The organism is Acidimicrobiales bacterium (assembly GCA_035546775.1).
Classification (GTDB): Bacteria; Actinomycetota; Acidimicrobiia; order Acidimicrobiales; family JACCXE01; genus JACCXE01.
Map to the genome: position 1 here is coordinate 19,465 of DASZWD010000065.1, position 14,981 is coordinate 34,445.

The 14,981-nt window shown below is 69.1% G+C and carries 11 protein-coding genes; 7 read left to right on the top strand and 4 right to left on the bottom strand.

What is annotated here, in order from left to right; all coding sequences use genetic code 11:
* Nucleotides 1-21 precede the first annotated feature (21 nt).
* Nucleotides 22-1,026 carry an SDR family oxidoreductase gene (locus tag VHC63_16450; GenBank protein ID HVV38200.1) on the top strand — a complete coding sequence of 335 codons (1,005 nt, stop codon included), beginning with the start codon at nucleotides 22-24 and terminating at the stop codon, nucleotides 1,024-1,026.
* Here VHC63_16450 and VHC63_16455 read toward each other — a convergent pair.
* Nucleotides 989-2,797 carry a glycoside hydrolase family 15 protein gene (locus tag VHC63_16455; protein ID HVV38201.1) on the bottom strand — a complete coding sequence of 603 codons (1,809 nt, stop codon included), beginning with the start codon at nucleotides 2,795-2,797 and terminating at the stop codon, nucleotides 989-991. The two genes, VHC63_16450 and VHC63_16455, sit on opposite strands and share 38 nt — an antisense overlap.
* Complete coding sequence (locus VHC63_16460; protein ID HVV38202.1) at nucleotides 2,797-3,879, bottom strand: enolase C-terminal domain-like protein; 1,083 nt, start codon at nucleotides 3,877-3,879, stop codon at nucleotides 2,797-2,799. The genes VHC63_16455 and VHC63_16460 overlap by 1 nt, the downstream gene beginning before the upstream one ends.
* Here VHC63_16460 and VHC63_16465 point away from each other — a divergent pair.
* Nucleotides 3,872-5,686, top strand: a complete 1,815-nt coding sequence (locus VHC63_16465) for a thiamine pyrophosphate-dependent enzyme (protein ID HVV38203.1) — start codon at nucleotides 3,872-3,874, stop codon at nucleotides 5,684-5,686. The genes VHC63_16460 and VHC63_16465 overlap by 8 nt on opposite strands.
* On the top strand, nucleotides 5,686-8,589 hold the full coding sequence (locus tag VHC63_16470) for an FAD-linked oxidase C-terminal domain-containing protein (protein ID HVV38204.1): 2,904 nt from the start codon (nucleotides 5,686-5,688) through the stop codon (nucleotides 8,587-8,589). The genes VHC63_16465 and VHC63_16470 overlap by 1 nt, the downstream gene beginning before the upstream one ends.
* Here VHC63_16470 and VHC63_16475 read toward each other — a convergent pair.
* Both VHC63_16475 and VHC63_16480 read right to left on the bottom strand, forming a co-directional pair.
* Nucleotides 8,564-10,258: a chloride channel protein gene (locus VHC63_16475; protein HVV38205.1), complete on the bottom strand. Its 1,695-nt coding sequence runs from the start codon at nucleotides 10,256-10,258 to the stop codon at nucleotides 8,564-8,566. The genes VHC63_16470 and VHC63_16475 overlap by 26 nt on opposite strands.
* Nucleotides 10,255-10,722 carry a MarR family transcriptional regulator gene (locus VHC63_16480; GenBank protein HVV38206.1) on the bottom strand — a complete coding sequence of 156 codons (468 nt, stop codon included), beginning with the start codon at nucleotides 10,720-10,722 and terminating at the stop codon, nucleotides 10,255-10,257. Before VHC63_16480 ends, VHC63_16475 begins: the two co-directional genes overlap by 4 nt.
* Before the next feature lie 83 nt (nucleotides 10,723-10,805).
* On the opposite strand from VHC63_16480, the gene VHC63_16485 reads away from it, so the two are divergent.
* The 4 genes from VHC63_16485 to VHC63_16500 all read left to right on the top strand — a co-directional run bounded on the left by VHC63_16485 (nucleotide 10,806) and on the right by VHC63_16500 (nucleotide 14,975).
* Nucleotides 10,806-12,188, top strand: a complete 1,383-nt coding sequence (locus VHC63_16485) for a HAMP domain-containing sensor histidine kinase (GenBank protein ID HVV38207.1) — start codon at nucleotides 10,806-10,808, stop codon at nucleotides 12,186-12,188.
* A complete protein-coding gene (locus VHC63_16490) occupies nucleotides 12,181-12,744 on the top strand; it encodes a GerMN domain-containing protein (GenBank protein ID HVV38208.1) in 564 nt (187 codons plus the stop codon). The genes VHC63_16485 and VHC63_16490 overlap by 8 nt, the downstream gene beginning before the upstream one ends.
* A gap of 4 nt (nucleotides 12,745-12,748) precedes the next feature.
* Nucleotides 12,749-13,429: a response regulator transcription factor gene (locus VHC63_16495; GenBank protein ID HVV38209.1), complete on the top strand. Its 681-nt coding sequence runs from the start codon at nucleotides 12,749-12,751 to the stop codon at nucleotides 13,427-13,429.
* A gap of 193 nt (nucleotides 13,430-13,622) precedes the next feature.
* Nucleotides 13,623-14,975 (top strand): trehalose-6-phosphate synthase, encoded by a 1,353-nt coding sequence (locus tag VHC63_16500; GenBank protein ID HVV38210.1) that lies wholly within the window; start codon nucleotides 13,623-13,625, stop codon nucleotides 14,973-14,975.
* The last annotated feature ends 6 nt before the right edge of the window (nucleotides 14,976-14,981 follow it).

Genomic DNA, 14,981 nt, shown 5'->3' on the forward strand with positions numbered 1-14,981 from the left:
GGAAACGGGTATCCAACTGTCATGCCAGTAGCAGTCGTCACAGGAGCGTCGGGAGGTGTCGGGCGCGCCACCGCCATCGCGTTCGCACACAAGGGTTTCGACGTCGGTCTCATCGCCCGCGGCGAGGCCGGCTTGGAAGGAGCGACGGCGGATGTCACCTCTACCGGGCGGCGGGCGCACGCATGCTCCGTCGACGTGGCGGATTGGCGCGCCGTCGACATCGCTGCGAGTGAGATCGAAGACGCGCTTGGACCCATCGACGTGTGGGTGAACGACGCCATGACGACCGTGTTCTCGCCGTTCAGCGATGTCGAGCCGGACGACTTTGCCCGGGCGGTCGAAGTCACGTTTCTCGGACAGGTCTGGGGGACGCGCGCCGCGCTGAAGCGCATGGCGCCCCGGGATCGCGGCGCCATCGTCAACGTCGGCTCGGCGCTGGCGTACGTGGGCATCCCGCTTCAGGCGCCGTACTGCGCGTCGAAGTTCGCCTGCCGCGGCTTCGTCGAGTCGGTGCAGGCCGAGTTGACGCACCAGCGCAGTCGCGTGCGCCTAGCGATGGTGCACCTGCCCGCCGTCAACACGCCACAGTTCGACTGGGGCGAGGACACGCTGCCGCATCGCCCCATGCCCGTGCCGCCGATCTACCAACCCGAGGTGGCGGCGGACGCGATTGTCGCCACGGCGCTGACGCCGCGGCGCTCGAAGGTGCTCGGTTCGTGGAACAAGTTCCTCACGATCCTGGCGCGGGCGACGCCGCAACTCGCCGTGAATCTCGGGGCGTTCGGCGCGTGGGAGGGACAGTTCACCGACGAACTGCGACGGCCCGACGACCCCGTCAATCTGTACAAGCCCGCCGACGACGACCGCGACTTCGGCGCCCATGGTCGTTTCGACGCCATCGCCGGTGGCTTCCTCGACCCGGCGTATCTGAAGACGCTGCCGAAAAACGCCGCCACGCTGGCGCGCGCGGCCACGCACACGGCGCGGCTCAAGTGGCGGTCCGCGTCAGCGCTACTGCAGCGGTGATATGGCTCAGGTGTGTCAGCGCCTGCGGGAAGTTGCCCAGCGCCACTTGATGCTGCTCGTCGAACTCCTCGGCGAACAGACCCACGTCATTGGTCGTGGCCAAGGCGGCGTCGAACACCTCTTGCGCGTCGGCGGTACGTCCCTGATAGGCGAGGCACTCGGCGAGCCAGAACGTGCACGGCAAGAACGTGCCTTCGTGACCCGACAGGCTGTCTTTTGTCCGGTAGCGCCGTACGAGGGGACCGTCCATGAGTTCCTCACGGATGGCGTCAACCGTGCCGATCATGCGTGGATCATCGTAGGCGACGACGCCGAACGCGGGCAGCAGCAGCGCCGACGCGTCGAGGGCGCGGCCGCGCAACGCTTGGGTGAAGGCGTTGCGGCGCGCGTTGAAACCGTCGTCGTCGAGCACGCGGCGTAACGCTTTGCGCTCGCGCTCCCAGCGCGAGACGGGCGCATCGCGCATGCACTCCTTCGCCAAGCGCACACCGCGGTCGAGCGCCACCCAGCACATCGCCTTCGAGTACACGAAGTGCTTGGGCCGGCCGCGCATCTCCCAGATCCCCTTGTCCGGCTGGCGCCAGTGGTCGGCCACGAAGTTGACGACGCTGACGAGGAAGCGCCAGTAGTCGTCGTCGGGCGAGCTGCCGCGGTCGTGCCATTGCGCCGAGAGGTCGAGCAGATCGCCGAACACGTCGAACTGCATCTGGCGCGACGCGGCGTTGCCGATGCGGACCGGACGCGAGCCGCGGTAGCCGTCGAGGTCGTCGAGCAGGAGCTCGGGGATCCGGCGTTCACCGCCGACGCCGTACATGATCTGGAGCGACTCGACCGATGCCGCCGCTGAGCGCTCGACGAAGCGACGGAAGCCGTCGGCTTCGGCGTCGTAGCCGAGCTCGGCGAGCGAGCGCACGGTGAAGTGCGAGTCACGGATCCAGCTGTAGCGGTAGTCCCAGTTGCGTTCCCCCTTGAGCGCTTCTGGCAGCGACGTGGTCGCCGCGGCCACGACCGCGCCCGTCGGCGCGTGGGTGAGACCCTTCAGCACGAGGGCGGACCGAACGGCGTCGGGAGCGTACGCACCGTGCAGCGTGGCGCGGCGCGACCATCGCTTCCACCACGCGATGGTCGCGTCGAGCCGGGCGTCGAGTTCTTCGGCCGAGGGCGGTTCGGGCGGTTCGGGGTCGATCGTCTCGGGTTGCAGGTAATGAACGGCGAGCCGCACGCGCTCGCCGGGGCGCACCGAACACTCGGCCACGAGGTCGTGGGCGTCGACCAGTTCGAACTCGTGATCGCACCGGATCGCCAGCGCGTCGTTGCCTCCGATGGCGGTGTAGATGCCCGCGCCGTGGTGGCGCACCCACGGCCTCACCTCGGCGTAGTCGAACCGGGGCGCCAGGTGAATGCGAAACGTCACGCGCCCGCGGCGCCCTTCCACCACGCGTAGCAGCTGCCGGTAAGGCGACTGCGCCCCGCCGCGCCGGGTGGTGAAGCAGTCGATCAGCTCGACTTCACCAGTGTCGGTCTCGAACATCGTCGACAGCACCAGCGACTGGTCGACGTAGTGACGCGTCGTCGCGAACTCCTCAACCGGCGCTATGCGGCAGAAGCCGCCGCGCTCCCAGTCGAGCAGGCGACCGAACACCGGCGACGAGTCGAACCGCGGCATGCAGCACCAGTCGATCGAACCTTGGCGCGAGACCAGCGCCGATGCGTGGCAGTCGCTGATGAACGCGTAGTCACGGATCGGCGGGTAGCGGCCGTTGGCGTGCATCACTTGACCCGGTACTGCTCGGCGTCGCCGCGTAGTTCGAGACCGAACCCGGGCCGGTCGAGCGCGGGCCACAACCGGCCGTCGACGGGGGTGAGCACGCCGTCGAACAACAACGGGTCGACGTAAGTGTGGTCGGCGAAGTACTCGATGTGGCGGGTGTTGAGCGCAGCACACGCCGGGTGGGCGTGCAGCGACGGCGCGCAGTGGGCGGACACCTCGCGGCTGTTGGCGGCCGCCAGCGCGGCGACCCGCAGCCACTCGCTCAGGCTGCACCGTGATGCGTCGGGTTGGATGACGTCGACGGCGCGCAGCATTTCGGCGAAGTATTGCAACAGGTAGCCGTACTCGCCTGCGGTGATGTCGATGGCGGTGAGGTCGCGCAGCACGCCGAGCGACTCGAGGTCGTCGGAGGTGACCGGCTCTTCGAACCACGTCACGCCGAGATCTTCGAACGCGCGGCACTGGCGTGCTGCCTGCTTGCGGTCGTAGGCGCCGTTGGCGTCGACGAACAACTCGACGCCGTCGCCCACGACGGAGCGGGCGAAGCGGACCCGCCGCACGTCCTCGTCGACGTCCGCGCCCGCCCCCACACCGATCTTCATCTTCACCTTCGTGATGCCGTCCTTGAGCCAACCGGTGAGCTGATCGGCGAACACGTCGTCGTCGAGGTTCACGAACCCCCCGCTGCCGTACACCTCGATGCCGTCGCGCGCCGCGCCGAGCAGGCGCACGAGCGGGACGCCGAACAGCTTCGCCTTGAGGTCCCACAGCGCGGCGTCGACCGCGGCGAGCGCCGTCGACGCGACGCCCGGCCGGCCGCGGTTGCGCAACGCGTCGGCCATGGCGCGCCACGCCCGCGGGATGTCGAAGGCGTCGCGACCCACGACGCGCGGGGCCAGCACGCCGGTGATGACGTCAACGCCGGCGACCGCGCCGTAGGTGAAGCCGATGCCGACTTCACCGGCGGCGTGTACGCGCGCGATCACCACCGTCGTCGCGTCCCAAGCGAAGGTGCCGTCGGCCTCGGGTTGGGGCAGCGGCACGGTGTAGGCCGCTGCGTCGACGGTTGTGACTTTGCTCACATTTGTCGTGTACCCGGTGAAGCCCGGCGGGTACAACCTGAAGGTGAAAGAGACCGTTGGCGAATGTGTGGCGCGACGGTTGTCGGAATGGGGCGTCGACACCGTCTTTGGACTTCCCGGCGACGGGATCAACGGGTTGATGGAGGGCTTCCGTCGGCTCGAGGAGAAGGTCAGATTCGTCCTCGTCCATCACGAGGAAGCCGCGGCGTTCATGGCGACGGGATACGCCAAAGCCACGGGTCGTCTCGGCGTGTGCGTCGCCACCTCGGGTCCGGGTGCCATCCACCTCCTGAACGGTCTCTACGACGCCAAGCTCGACCACGCGCCGGTGCTCGCCATCACGGGCATGCAGGAGACGTCGGTCCTCGGTACGGCCTATCAGCAGGAGGTCCACCTCGATCGCCTGTTCCAGGACGTCGCGGCCTACAACCTGATGGTCTCCAACCCCCAGCAGGTGCCCGGCGTCGTCGACATCGCGATCCGCAACGCCCTCACCAAGCGCACCGTCGCCCACCTCACGTTCCCCAACGACATCCAGGTCGCCGCGCTCGAAGAGGACCCGTACCGCCACGTCGCCCCGGCGCATCCGCCGACCACCGCGCCCAACCTTGCGCGCACCCCGCTGTCGCCGGCGCCGGACGAACTCGAAGCCGCGGCGCGGGTGCTCAACCGCGGCCACAAGGTCGCCATGCTCGTCGGGGCGGGGGCGCTGCACGCCCGCGACCAGGTGATCGCGGTTGCCGAACGGCTGCACGCCCCGATCGTCAAGACGCTGCCGGGCAAGGCGGTCGTGCCCGACGACCACCCGCTCACCACCGGCGGCCTCGGCCTGCTCGGCACCGCGCCGAGCGAGCAGTTGATGGAGGAGTGCGACACGCTGCTTATGGTCGGCACGTCGTTCCCGTACACCAAGCACCTGCCGGCGCCCGGTCAAGCCACCGTCGTGCAGGTCGACACCGACCCAGCGCTCATCGGCTTGCGCCTGCCGGTCGAGGCCGGCGTCGTCGCCGACACCAAGCGGGCGCTCACAGCGCTGTTGCCGCTACTGCACGAGGGCGACGGCGACTTCCTGTCGAAGTGCCAGGAACAGATGGAGGAGTGGCGCTCTGACATGAAGGCGCTCGAAAACGTCAAGCGCGATCCCATCGCACCGCAGTACCTCATCGGCTGCGTGAACGATCTGGCGAACGACGATGCCATCCTCACGTGCGACTCCGGAACGATCGCCACGTGGGCGGCGCGCCACTGGACGATCCGCGGTGGCCGCGAGTTCTACCTCTCGGGCAACCTCGCCACGATGGCTCCGGGACTCCCGTACGCCATCGGCATGCAGCGCGCCTTCCCTGATCGCCAAGTGATCGCCTTCGTGGGCGACGGCGGCCTCGCCATGCTCATGGCCGAGTTCCTCACGGCGATGCGCGAGAACCTGCCGGTGAAGGTGGTGGTCAACAACAACAACGCCTACGGCATGATCCTGTGGGAGCAGATGGTGCTCGGCTTCCCGGAGTACGCCGTGCGCCACAAGGAGCCCGAAGCCGACTTCGCCGCCTGGGCGCAGGCGTGCGGCGGCTACGGCGTCAAGGTGAAGGATCCGGCGCGGGTGCACGACGCCATCGCCGGCCTGCTGTCGCATCCCGGTCCGGGCATCGTCGACTGCGACGTCAACCCGAACGAACCGCCGATGCCGGGCAAGGTCAAGTACGACCAGGCGAAGCACTTCACCGAAGCGTTCCTGCGCGGCCAACCCCACAAGGCCGCGACGCTGGCGTCGATCGCCCGCGACAAGATCTCCGAACTGCGTTCCTGATGGCCGTCGACGTCGCGCGGCTCGAGGCCGAGATGGCGGCGCGCGTCGACGGCGAGGTGCGCTTCGACGCCATGACGCGCGGCGCCTACTCGACCGACGGGTCGAACTACCGCCAGACGCCGATCGGCGTCGTCATCCCGCGCACCGTGGACGCGGGCGCCGAAGCGATCGCCGTGTGCCGCGACTTCGACGTGCCCGTTTTCTCCCGCGGTGGCGGCACCAGCCTCGGCGGTCAGTGCACCAACGTCGCCGTGGTGATCGACTGGTCGAAGTACTGCAACCAGCTGCTGTCGGTGGATGCGTCGCGGCGTACGTGCGTCGTGGAGCCCGGCATCGTCCTCGACGAACTCAACGATCAGCTCAAGGACTACCAGCTCGAATTCGGGCCGAAGCCGGCGACGCACGACCACTGCACCATCGGCGGGATGATCGGCAACAACTCGTGCGGGTCCACGGCACAACGCACCGGCAAGGTCGTCGACAACCTGGCGCGGCTTGAAGTGCTGCTCTACGACGGCACCCGCATGTGGGTGGGTCCGACCGACGACGAGGAATACGGCCGCATTGTCGGCGACGGCGACGGCGACCGGCGGGCTGAGGTGTACCGAGCCCTGCGCGCCGTCCGTGACGAGTACGGCGAACTCATACGGCGCACCTATCCGGACATCCCGCGCCGGGTGTCGGGCTACAACCTCGACTCGTTGCTCCCCGAAAACCAGTTCGACATCGCTCGCATGCTCGTGGGCAGTGAGTCGACGCTGGTCACAGTGCTGCGCGCCGAGTTGCGCCTCGTGCCCACCCTCAAGGCGAAGACGCTCGTCATGCTGGGCTATGACGACATCGCGTCGGCGGGCGACGCGGTACCTGGGATTGTCGAGTGCGCGCCGGTGGCCCTCGAGGGCCTCGACGACGTGCTGATCAAGCTGGAGCGGCGCAAGCACCTGCACGCCGAGGCGGTGGACCTGCTGCCGAAGGGCAACGCCTGGCTGCTGGTTCAGTTCGGCGGGGATACAGCCGAGCAGGCGGACGACGCCGCGGCGAAGATGCTCGCGTCGATCGGCCGATCCCGTAACGACGACACCGTCGTGTTCTACGACGACCCGAACCACGAGGAGGAACTCTGGGCCGTGCGCGAGGCGGGACTCGGGGCGACGGCCCACGTCGACGGCGTCGACTACTGGCCCGGGTGGGAGGACTCCGCCGTCGCGCCGGAGGACGTCGGCGACTATCTCCGCGAACTCCTCCGCCTCTTCGCCAAGTACCACTACGACGGTACGTCGGTGTACGGCCATTTCGGGCAGGGCTGCGTGCACTGCTCGATTCCTTTCGACCTCGTCACCGCCAAGGGGGTCGCCGACTTCCACGATTTCACCGAGGAGGCGGCGCGCCTCGTGCATCGATTCGGTGGTTCGCTGTCGGGCGAGCACGGCGACGGGCAGGCGCGAGGCGACTTGTTGGGAATCATGTTCGGCGACGACATCGTCGACGTCTTCCGGCACGTCAAGACGATCTTCGATCCGCACGACCGGATGAACCCCGGCAAGGTGGTCGAGCCGAACCCGCGTGACGGTCAGCTACGCCTCGGCGTCGACTACCGCCACGTCGCCGGCCGGACGTACTTCGCGTTCGCGGAGGACGAGGGCGACTTCGCGCGCGCCGCACTGCGCTGTGCCGGCGTGGGCAAGTGCCGCCACGCCGACGGTGGCGTCATGTGTCCGAGCTACATGGTGACCAAGGACGAGGTCCACTCGACGCGCGGGCGCTCGCGCCTGCTGTTCGAGATGCTCGACGGCGGTGGTCGCGGCGGCGCCATCAGCGACGGCTGGCGCTCGACCGAAGTACGCGACGCCCTCGACCTGTGCCTGTCGTGCAAGGGATGCAAGCGCGACTGTCCCGTGAGTGTCGACATGGCGACGTACAAGGCCGAGTTCTTGGCGCACCACTACGCGCGGCGGTTGCGTCCGGCCTCGCACTACTCGATGGGGTGGCTGCCGCTGTGGGCGCAGCTGGCGAGTGGCGCGCCGCGCGCCGTCAACGCCGCGGTGGGGCCGCGGCCCGTCGCCGACCTCGCCAAGCGCGTGGGTGGCATCGCACCCGAACGGCAGATCCCGCGCTTCGCCCCCGAGTCGCTGCGGCGCTGGGCCAAGCGGCGCGCGCCGTCGCCGCCCGGCGCGCGCGGCCGCGTGTTGCTGTGGCCCGACACGTTCACCAACGCTTTCAGCCCCGAGATCGGCCGCGCCGCGGTCGCCGTGCTCGAAGCCGCCGGTTGGGCCGTCGACATCCCGACGGCGCCGCTGTGCTGCGGATTGACCTGGATCTCCACGGGGCAACTCGGCGTCGCTCGACGCGTCCTGCGCCGCACAGTGCGCGCGCTGTCGGGCCACGTGCGCACCGGGGGGCTCGTGCTCGGCCTCGAACCGAGCTGCACCGCGGTGTTCCGCAGCGACGCCGCCGAACTGCTCCCGGGCGACAACGACGTGTCCCGCCTAGCGCAGGCCACCGTCACCTTCGCCGAGTTGCTGCACGACCACTCGCCCGGGTGGGAGCCGCCGCCGCTCGACGGGACGCGGGTGCGCGTGCAGACGCATTGCCATCAACACGCCATCCTCGGGAACCAGGCCGACGTCTCGATCCTCCAATCCGCCGGCGCCGACCTCGAGGTGCTCGACAGCGGGTGCTGCGGCCTCGCCGGCAACTTCGGCTTCGAGCGCGGCCACTACGACGTGTCGATGGCGTGCGCCGAGCGCGTGCTGCTGCCCGAACTGCGCGAGGCGGCGCCCGGCGACGTGGCGCTGGCCGACGGATTCAGCTGCCGCACCCAGATCGAGCAGTCGGGCGTGGACGCAACGCCGCTCCATCTGGCGCAGCTGCTGTGGGCTAGTGGCGGCGTCGGCGGTCGGTGACGAGTTCGCCGAGTCGGACGATGTCGGCCGCCGCCACCACGCCGATGTAGCGATCGCCGTCGCACACGGCTAAGCGGTCGACGCCCGCGTCGTCCATCGCCCTGACGGCGTCGCTGGCGGTCCACGATGGCTGGGCGGTGGGGACGTCGCAGCGCATGACGTCGGCGGCGGAGGTGGTGGCCCACTCGCCGCGGTCGAGGTGGGCCAAGTCGGTGGCCACCACCAGCCCGCAATACCGGTCACCGGCGACGACGACGACTGACTGCTGGCGCGCTTGGAGGAGTTGCGAGAACACGTCGTCCACGGTGTCGGTGGGTGCGATCACGCGCGCTTCGAGATCGAGGGCCGTCGTGACGGGCAGCCGCAGGCGCTGTTCGAGATTGCCGACGCGTCCGGGCGACTGGTAGGCCGAGATGGATGCCCGTCCCATCACCAACTGCGCGACGACGGCGGCGATGAGGCCGGGTACGACGAAGCCCGGTCGTCCGGTGAACTCGGCGACGAAGACGACCGCCGCCAGCGGCACGCGGTAACCGGCACCGAGAAACGCCGCCATCCCCACGACGGGGAACAGTGACGTCGTCTGGGCCTCGAACAACCCACCCACGGCGCGGCCGACCAGGGCGCCTTGAATGACGAGCGGGATGAAGAGCCCACCGGCGCCGCCACCACCGACGACGGCGGCGGTGCCGGCGACGCGCAGCGTGCCGAGCACGATGAGCGCGACGATCGCCCGGTTCGGGTTGAGCGCCCAGGTCAGGGCGCCGTACCCCGGGCCGAGGACGAGGTTCTGAGCGGAAAGGATGTGTCCGAGCAGGACCGTGCTCCCGAGCACACCGCCGGCGATCCCGATACGGAGCGCGGGGTGGCCCCGCGACGACAAGTGCTTCGCCTCCCGGATGATGACGATGAACGCCCGCGCCAGGAGTCCACACACGAGGCCGATCACGGCCGCCCCGCCGAGATCGACAAAGTTGAACGGCGGTCGCCCGGCGACCGGCAGGATTGGCTCTGTGCCGGCGAGGGCGGCGAACACGAGATAGCTCGTCGCCGAACTGATCGCGGCGGGCAACAACATGTGCCGCGCCACGTCGTCTTGGTACGGCACTTCGAGCGCGAAGACGAGGCCCGTCACGGGAGCCTTGAAGATCGCCGCCACGCCGGCGGCGGCGCCGCAGACGAGCAACACGTTCGGCTCGGCCAGATTGAACACCTTCGAGATGCGCCGCTCGAGCGCCGCGCCGATGGACGCGCCGGCGTACAGCGACGGACCCTCGTAACCCATCGGACCCCCGGAGCCGAGGGTGGCGATCGACGCGATGACACGTGCGATCGCCTGGCGCGGTCGCAGATCGCCGCCGTCGTCGTGGAAGGCGCGGATGTACTCGTCGGAGGTGGCGGGGGAAACCCCCTGGCCAACGGTCCGGAGCGCGGCCGCCGCGACGACGAGTCCGAGCAGCGGCGCGACGACTTGTACCGCGAGTGGGGCGCGCACGACTGCGTCGAGCAACACGTCGGCGGTGAGGCGGTCAAAGATCGCGACCGTCAGGCCTGTCGCTGCGCCGGTCGCGCCGGCGAGCAGCAAGACCTGGCGCGTTTGGTGTGCCAACTGGCGCAGGCGGTCGCGGTGGTTGCGCCGAAACTCGGCGGCCCTTCGGGTCCAGGTCATCGAGATGACGCGTCCCAGCCAAAGACATCCGCGTGGGTCAGCGCCTCGTCGGCCGCCTCGGCGAACGCGAGCAAAGCCTCCGTCGCTGCCTGGGCGGCGGCCGGTCCCATGCGCGCCACGATGGCGTCGAAGTCGCGCCGGCGCCGGGCGGTCACCTTGTCGACGATCCGCTGGCCGGCCTCGGTGAGGTGGAGTTCGGTCTGGCGCCGATCGTCGACTGCCTCGGTGCGCCGCAGCAGCCCCTTCTGCACGAGTCGGTCACACAACCGCGTCGCCGACGTGGGGTGAATGCCGATCGCGGCGGCGAGGTCCGACACGGTGGTGCGCGGCCGCGACGACACGAGCACGAGGGCTCGGAACTGCGGGAGCGTGACGTCGCCGATATCGGCGACGGAGCGTGCGGCGACTCCTACGAGCGCCCGTGACGCCACCAGCAGTGCCTCCGCCGGAGAAGGGTGCTTCACAGCATTAAGTGTAGAGATACAAGTGATACGGTGGCGAAGTCGGATGTCACAAAGGTTTGGAGTGACGGCATGCGACCTCCCCGTTGAGGATTCGACCGCGGCTCGGCCTGCGCCGTCGGGCGGCGGCGGCGTTCGCCGTCACGGCGCTCTGCGTCGCGATCGCGATGGCGGCGTCGACGTACTTCGTCGCGCGCCGATACCTGATCGCCGAGCGTGAGTCCGCCGCCGAGCGTCAGGCGTATGTCAACGCACGCCTCGTACGAACCGTTTTGCGGGGCGACAATCCCGACCTGTCGACGTTCCTCAACGGCCTCGGCGGGGGTGCTGCGTCGAATCAGGTGGTGCACTACCGCGGCGAGTGGTTCTCCAACTCGGTCGCGGTCGGAGCGAATTCCCTCCCGGCTGCGCTCATCGCCAAGGTCGACGGAGGTGCCGCGGCGCATCAGCGCGTGCGCTCGGGCAACTCGACGCTCCAACTCGTCGTCGGCGTGCACCTCGCTGCAGTGGACGCCTCGTATTTCGAGGTGTTCCCGCTCGCGGACCTCGACCGCACGCTGTCGCTGGTGGGCCGCGTGCTCCTCGGCGCCGCTGCCCTTTCGGCCGTGGTCGCGGCCCTGCTCGGGCGAGCATCGGCGCGCCAGCTCGTGAAGCCGCTCGTGCCCGTCGAAGACGCGGCGGAGCGGATCGCCAACGGCGCGCTCGACACGCGTCTGGACGAGGCGGCAGATCCGGATTTCCGCCGATTGTTCCGCGCCTTCAACTCGATGGCCGAGGCGCTGGAGACGCGCATCGACCGTGAGGCACGCTTCGCCGCCGACGTAAGCCACGAACTGCGGTCCCCGCTCACGGCCGTAGCGGCCGCGGTCGAGATCATCGAACGACGGCGAGAACAACTGCCACCCCAAGTCATCGAGGCCTTCACCGTTCTGTCACAAAAGATCGAGGGGTTCCAACGGATGGTGCTGGACCTCCTCGAGATCTCGCGCATGGACGCTGGCACTGCGGTCCTCGACCTCGAGCCGATTCCCATCGAGCCATTCGTGACGCGGCTGGCAACGTCGCACGGACTCGCGGCCGACGTAGTCACCGTCGCGCCCGGCGCACCCCGAACCATGGTGGCGGACCGGCGACGCGCCGCGCAGGCGATCGGCAACATCATCGACAACGCCGCCCGCTACGCCGGCGGAACCTCCGCGATATCGGTCGAGTGTGGCCAAGCAGGGATGGTCCGCATCCAGTTCGACGATCGCGGGCCCGGCGTCGATCCGGCCGAGCGACAGGCGATCTTCGGCCGCTTCGCGCGCGGCGCCGCGGGACTCGACGCGGGTACGGGATCGGGCACCGGCCTCGGCTTGGCACTCGTGGCGGAGCACGTCGCGTTGCAGGCAGGTTCTGTGTGGGTCGAGGACGCGCCTGGCGGTGGCTCCCGCTTCGTCGTCGAACTCCCGGTGAGCGCCGATGCCTAAGCCCCTGCGCCTGTGCGTCGTCATGTTCGCCGCGGCTTTCGCCGCCTGCGGCGTGACGACGCAGGCAAGCCCGCGAGTCGTCGACCGCCGCTCCGTTCCATTCGACTTGCTCAAGAAGAACGCGCGCCCGCTCGTCGCCACCACGACGCCGCAGGCGGCAGAGCCGGTCGCACTCTGTTTCGTGCAAGATCAACGACTCGTGACCGTCGAGCGTTCGCTCGAGTCCCCGGTCGCCCTGCGCGACGTGGTGAACGCGCTGGCCGAGTCACCCGCCGACGTGCCCCGGCTGCGCACCGCCTTCGGCGGCCCGGACCTCGTGGACCGGGTCGAGCTGCGCGGCGGGGTTGTGGCGGTCGACTTGACTCCGGAGGTGTCGACCTTGGGTGGCAACGATCAGTTGCTGGCGATCGCGCAGGTGGTTTGCTCGCTGACCGCCCGGCCGGGAGTGGGCCAGGTCACCTTCACCCTCGGCGGCGCGCCTGTCGACGTGCCGCGCGCGGACGGCACCGTCACGTCCGAGCCCGTGTCCCGCGACGACTACGCGTCGCTGCTCTAGGCCCATGCGATCCATTCTTCTCGTAGACGACGACCCCGACATCCGCTCGCAAACGCGCCACCTGCTCGAAGACGAGGGCTACGACGTCGACGTCGCCGCCAACGGCGAGCAGGCCCTGGCTGTGTTCGCGAGCCGGGCGTACGGATGCGTACTGCTCGACGTGATGCTGCCTGACTTCGACGGGTTCGAGGTGTGTCGGCGACTCCGGGCCACCAGCGACGTCCCGATCATCATGGTCACCGCGCGTACCGACAGTTTCGACATCGTCGCCGGTCTCGAAGCCGGTGCCGACGACTATGTGTGCAAGCCGTTCGAGCCGAAAGAGCTTTCGGCGCGCATCCGAGCCATGCTGCGGCGCGTCAACGGCTTCGGGGTCAACCCCGTCGTTGTGCGCCTCGGCGACCGCATCGACGTGATCCCGGACGAGGGGGTCGTGCGCGTCGACGGCGAGCCGGTGCATCTCACCCGTACCGAGTTCCGGCTGCTGTGCGAACTGGTGGCCGCGCCGGGGCGGGTCTTCTCGCGCGATCAGCTGCTCGAGGCGGTGTGGGGGTACGAGTCGATCGGCGACACGAAGCTCGTCGACGTACACGTGTACCGGCTGCGCGCCAAGATCGAGCCCAATCCGGCGAAGCCCCGCTTCGTGCTCACCGTTCGGGGTCTGGGATACAAGGCCAGCCTGTAGGCCACCGAGAAACGTCACCAAACCGTTACCCGACCGCGAGGTGACCGCGAGCTGATGTTGGCACGGTTCACGTATGCCCTCGGACCTGGACGCGAGCTCGTTTGATTCGGTCACGGACCGCGAGCCGCCGTCATCTCCGCCCGATGCGTTGTCCAGGTCCGGGGGCGGCCAAGCCCATCAGGCACCGGCAGTCGTGGCCGTCACCAGTCGACCGCCGGTGTCGTTCTCGTCCGGCGGCTGGTCGCGTTCGCCGGGTGGTCTCGCCCCCATCGTCAGCAAGGCGCTCGACGCGCGCGGCGGTGCCTGGGTGAGCTGGGACGGTGGCGGACGCGGCAATGCTCCGCCGCGGCGTATCGACGGCCTGAACTTCGACATCTACACCTTCAGCATGTCGCGGCCCCAGGCCGACGCCTTCTACGCCGGCTACTCGAATCGCACGCTGTGGCCGTTGTTTCACGACGGGGTGGTCCCGCCGGTGTTCAACCGGGAATGGTGGAAGCCGTATCAGGACGCCGCGAAAGCCTTCACGCTTGCCGCGACGATCGCCGGCAAACGGCTGCCCGGTCGACCGACGTACTGGATCCAGGACTACCACTTGCTGCTGACGCCTCGACTCATGCGTGAGGCCGGCGTCGACAACCCGATCTCGTTCTTCCTGCACACCCCGTTTCCGGCGCCTTCGATCTACCGCCGGTTGCCCCAGCGCGAGGAGATCCTGCTTGGGCTCGGCGGCGCCGACCTTGTCGGCTTCCATACGCGCGGTGACGCCGAGCGCTTCGGCGGCGCCTGGGCCGAATTCGGCTTCGGCGCCGCTCCCCGGACCGTCGTCGTTCCGGCCTCGATCGACTTCGACGCGTTCAGCGCCCAAGCGGCGAACCCGCACACACGCCGCATGGCCGAGATACTCAGGGGTCGGCTGGGAAACCGGATTCTGCTCTTCGGCGTCGAGCGCCTCGACTACACCAAGGGAATCCCCGAGCGCTTGGCGGCGCTTGAATACCTGCTCGATCGACGCCCCGACTTGCGCCGGCGCATCGTCTACGTGCAGGTCGCGCCGCCGAGTCGAGAGCGGGTTCCGGAGTATCAGCAACTGCGCGCCGACGTCGAGCGCGCGGTCGGGCGGCTGAACGGACGGTTCACGTCGCCCGGCCACGACGTACCGTTCCGTTACATCCATCGCGCCGTGAGCCAGTCGCAGTTGATGGCGTATTACGTCGCGGCCGACGTGGCGCTGGTGACGCCGTTGCGCGACGGGATGAATCTGGTCGCCAAGGAGTACGTCGTGTCGCAGGCGGCGGTGAAAGGCGCCGGCGCGCTGGTACTGAGCGAGTTCGCCGGAGCGGCTGACGAGTTGACTGATGCGTTCCTCTGCAATCCCTACGACGTTCCGGCGGCGGCGACGGCCATCGAAACGGCGATCGAGTCGGCGGAGGAGGATCGGCGAAAGCGACTGTCGGTGATGGCGGTGCAGATCCAGAACAACGACATCCTCCAATGGTCCGACCAGCTCTTGCGCACTGCCGAACGGGACTGCAGTCGTCACTGAGGGGGC

What these genes read in the sequence shown, in the direction of transcription:
- VHC63_16475 (HVV38205.1), bottom strand. Translation starts at nt 10,258, where the DNA reads ATGACCTGGACCCGAAGGGCCGCCGAGTTTCGGCGCAACCACCGCGAC.
- VHC63_16450 (HVV38200.1), top strand. Translation starts at nt 22, where the DNA reads ATGCCAGTAGCAGTCGTCACAGGAGCGTCGGGAGGTGTCGGGCGCGCC.
- VHC63_16495 (HVV38209.1), top strand. Translation starts at nt 12,749, where the DNA reads ATGCGATCCATTCTTCTCGTAGACGACGACCCCGACATCCGCTCGCAA.
- VHC63_16455 (HVV38201.1), bottom strand. Translation starts at nt 2,797, where the DNA reads ATGCACGCCAACGGCCGCTACCCGCCGATCCGTGACTACGCGTTCATC.
- VHC63_16490 (HVV38208.1), top strand. Translation starts at nt 12,181, where the DNA reads ATGCCTAAGCCCCTGCGCCTGTGCGTCGTCATGTTCGCCGCGGCTTTC.
- VHC63_16470 (HVV38204.1), top strand. Translation starts at nt 5,686, where the DNA reads ATGGCCGTCGACGTCGCGCGGCTCGAGGCCGAGATGGCGGCGCGCGTC.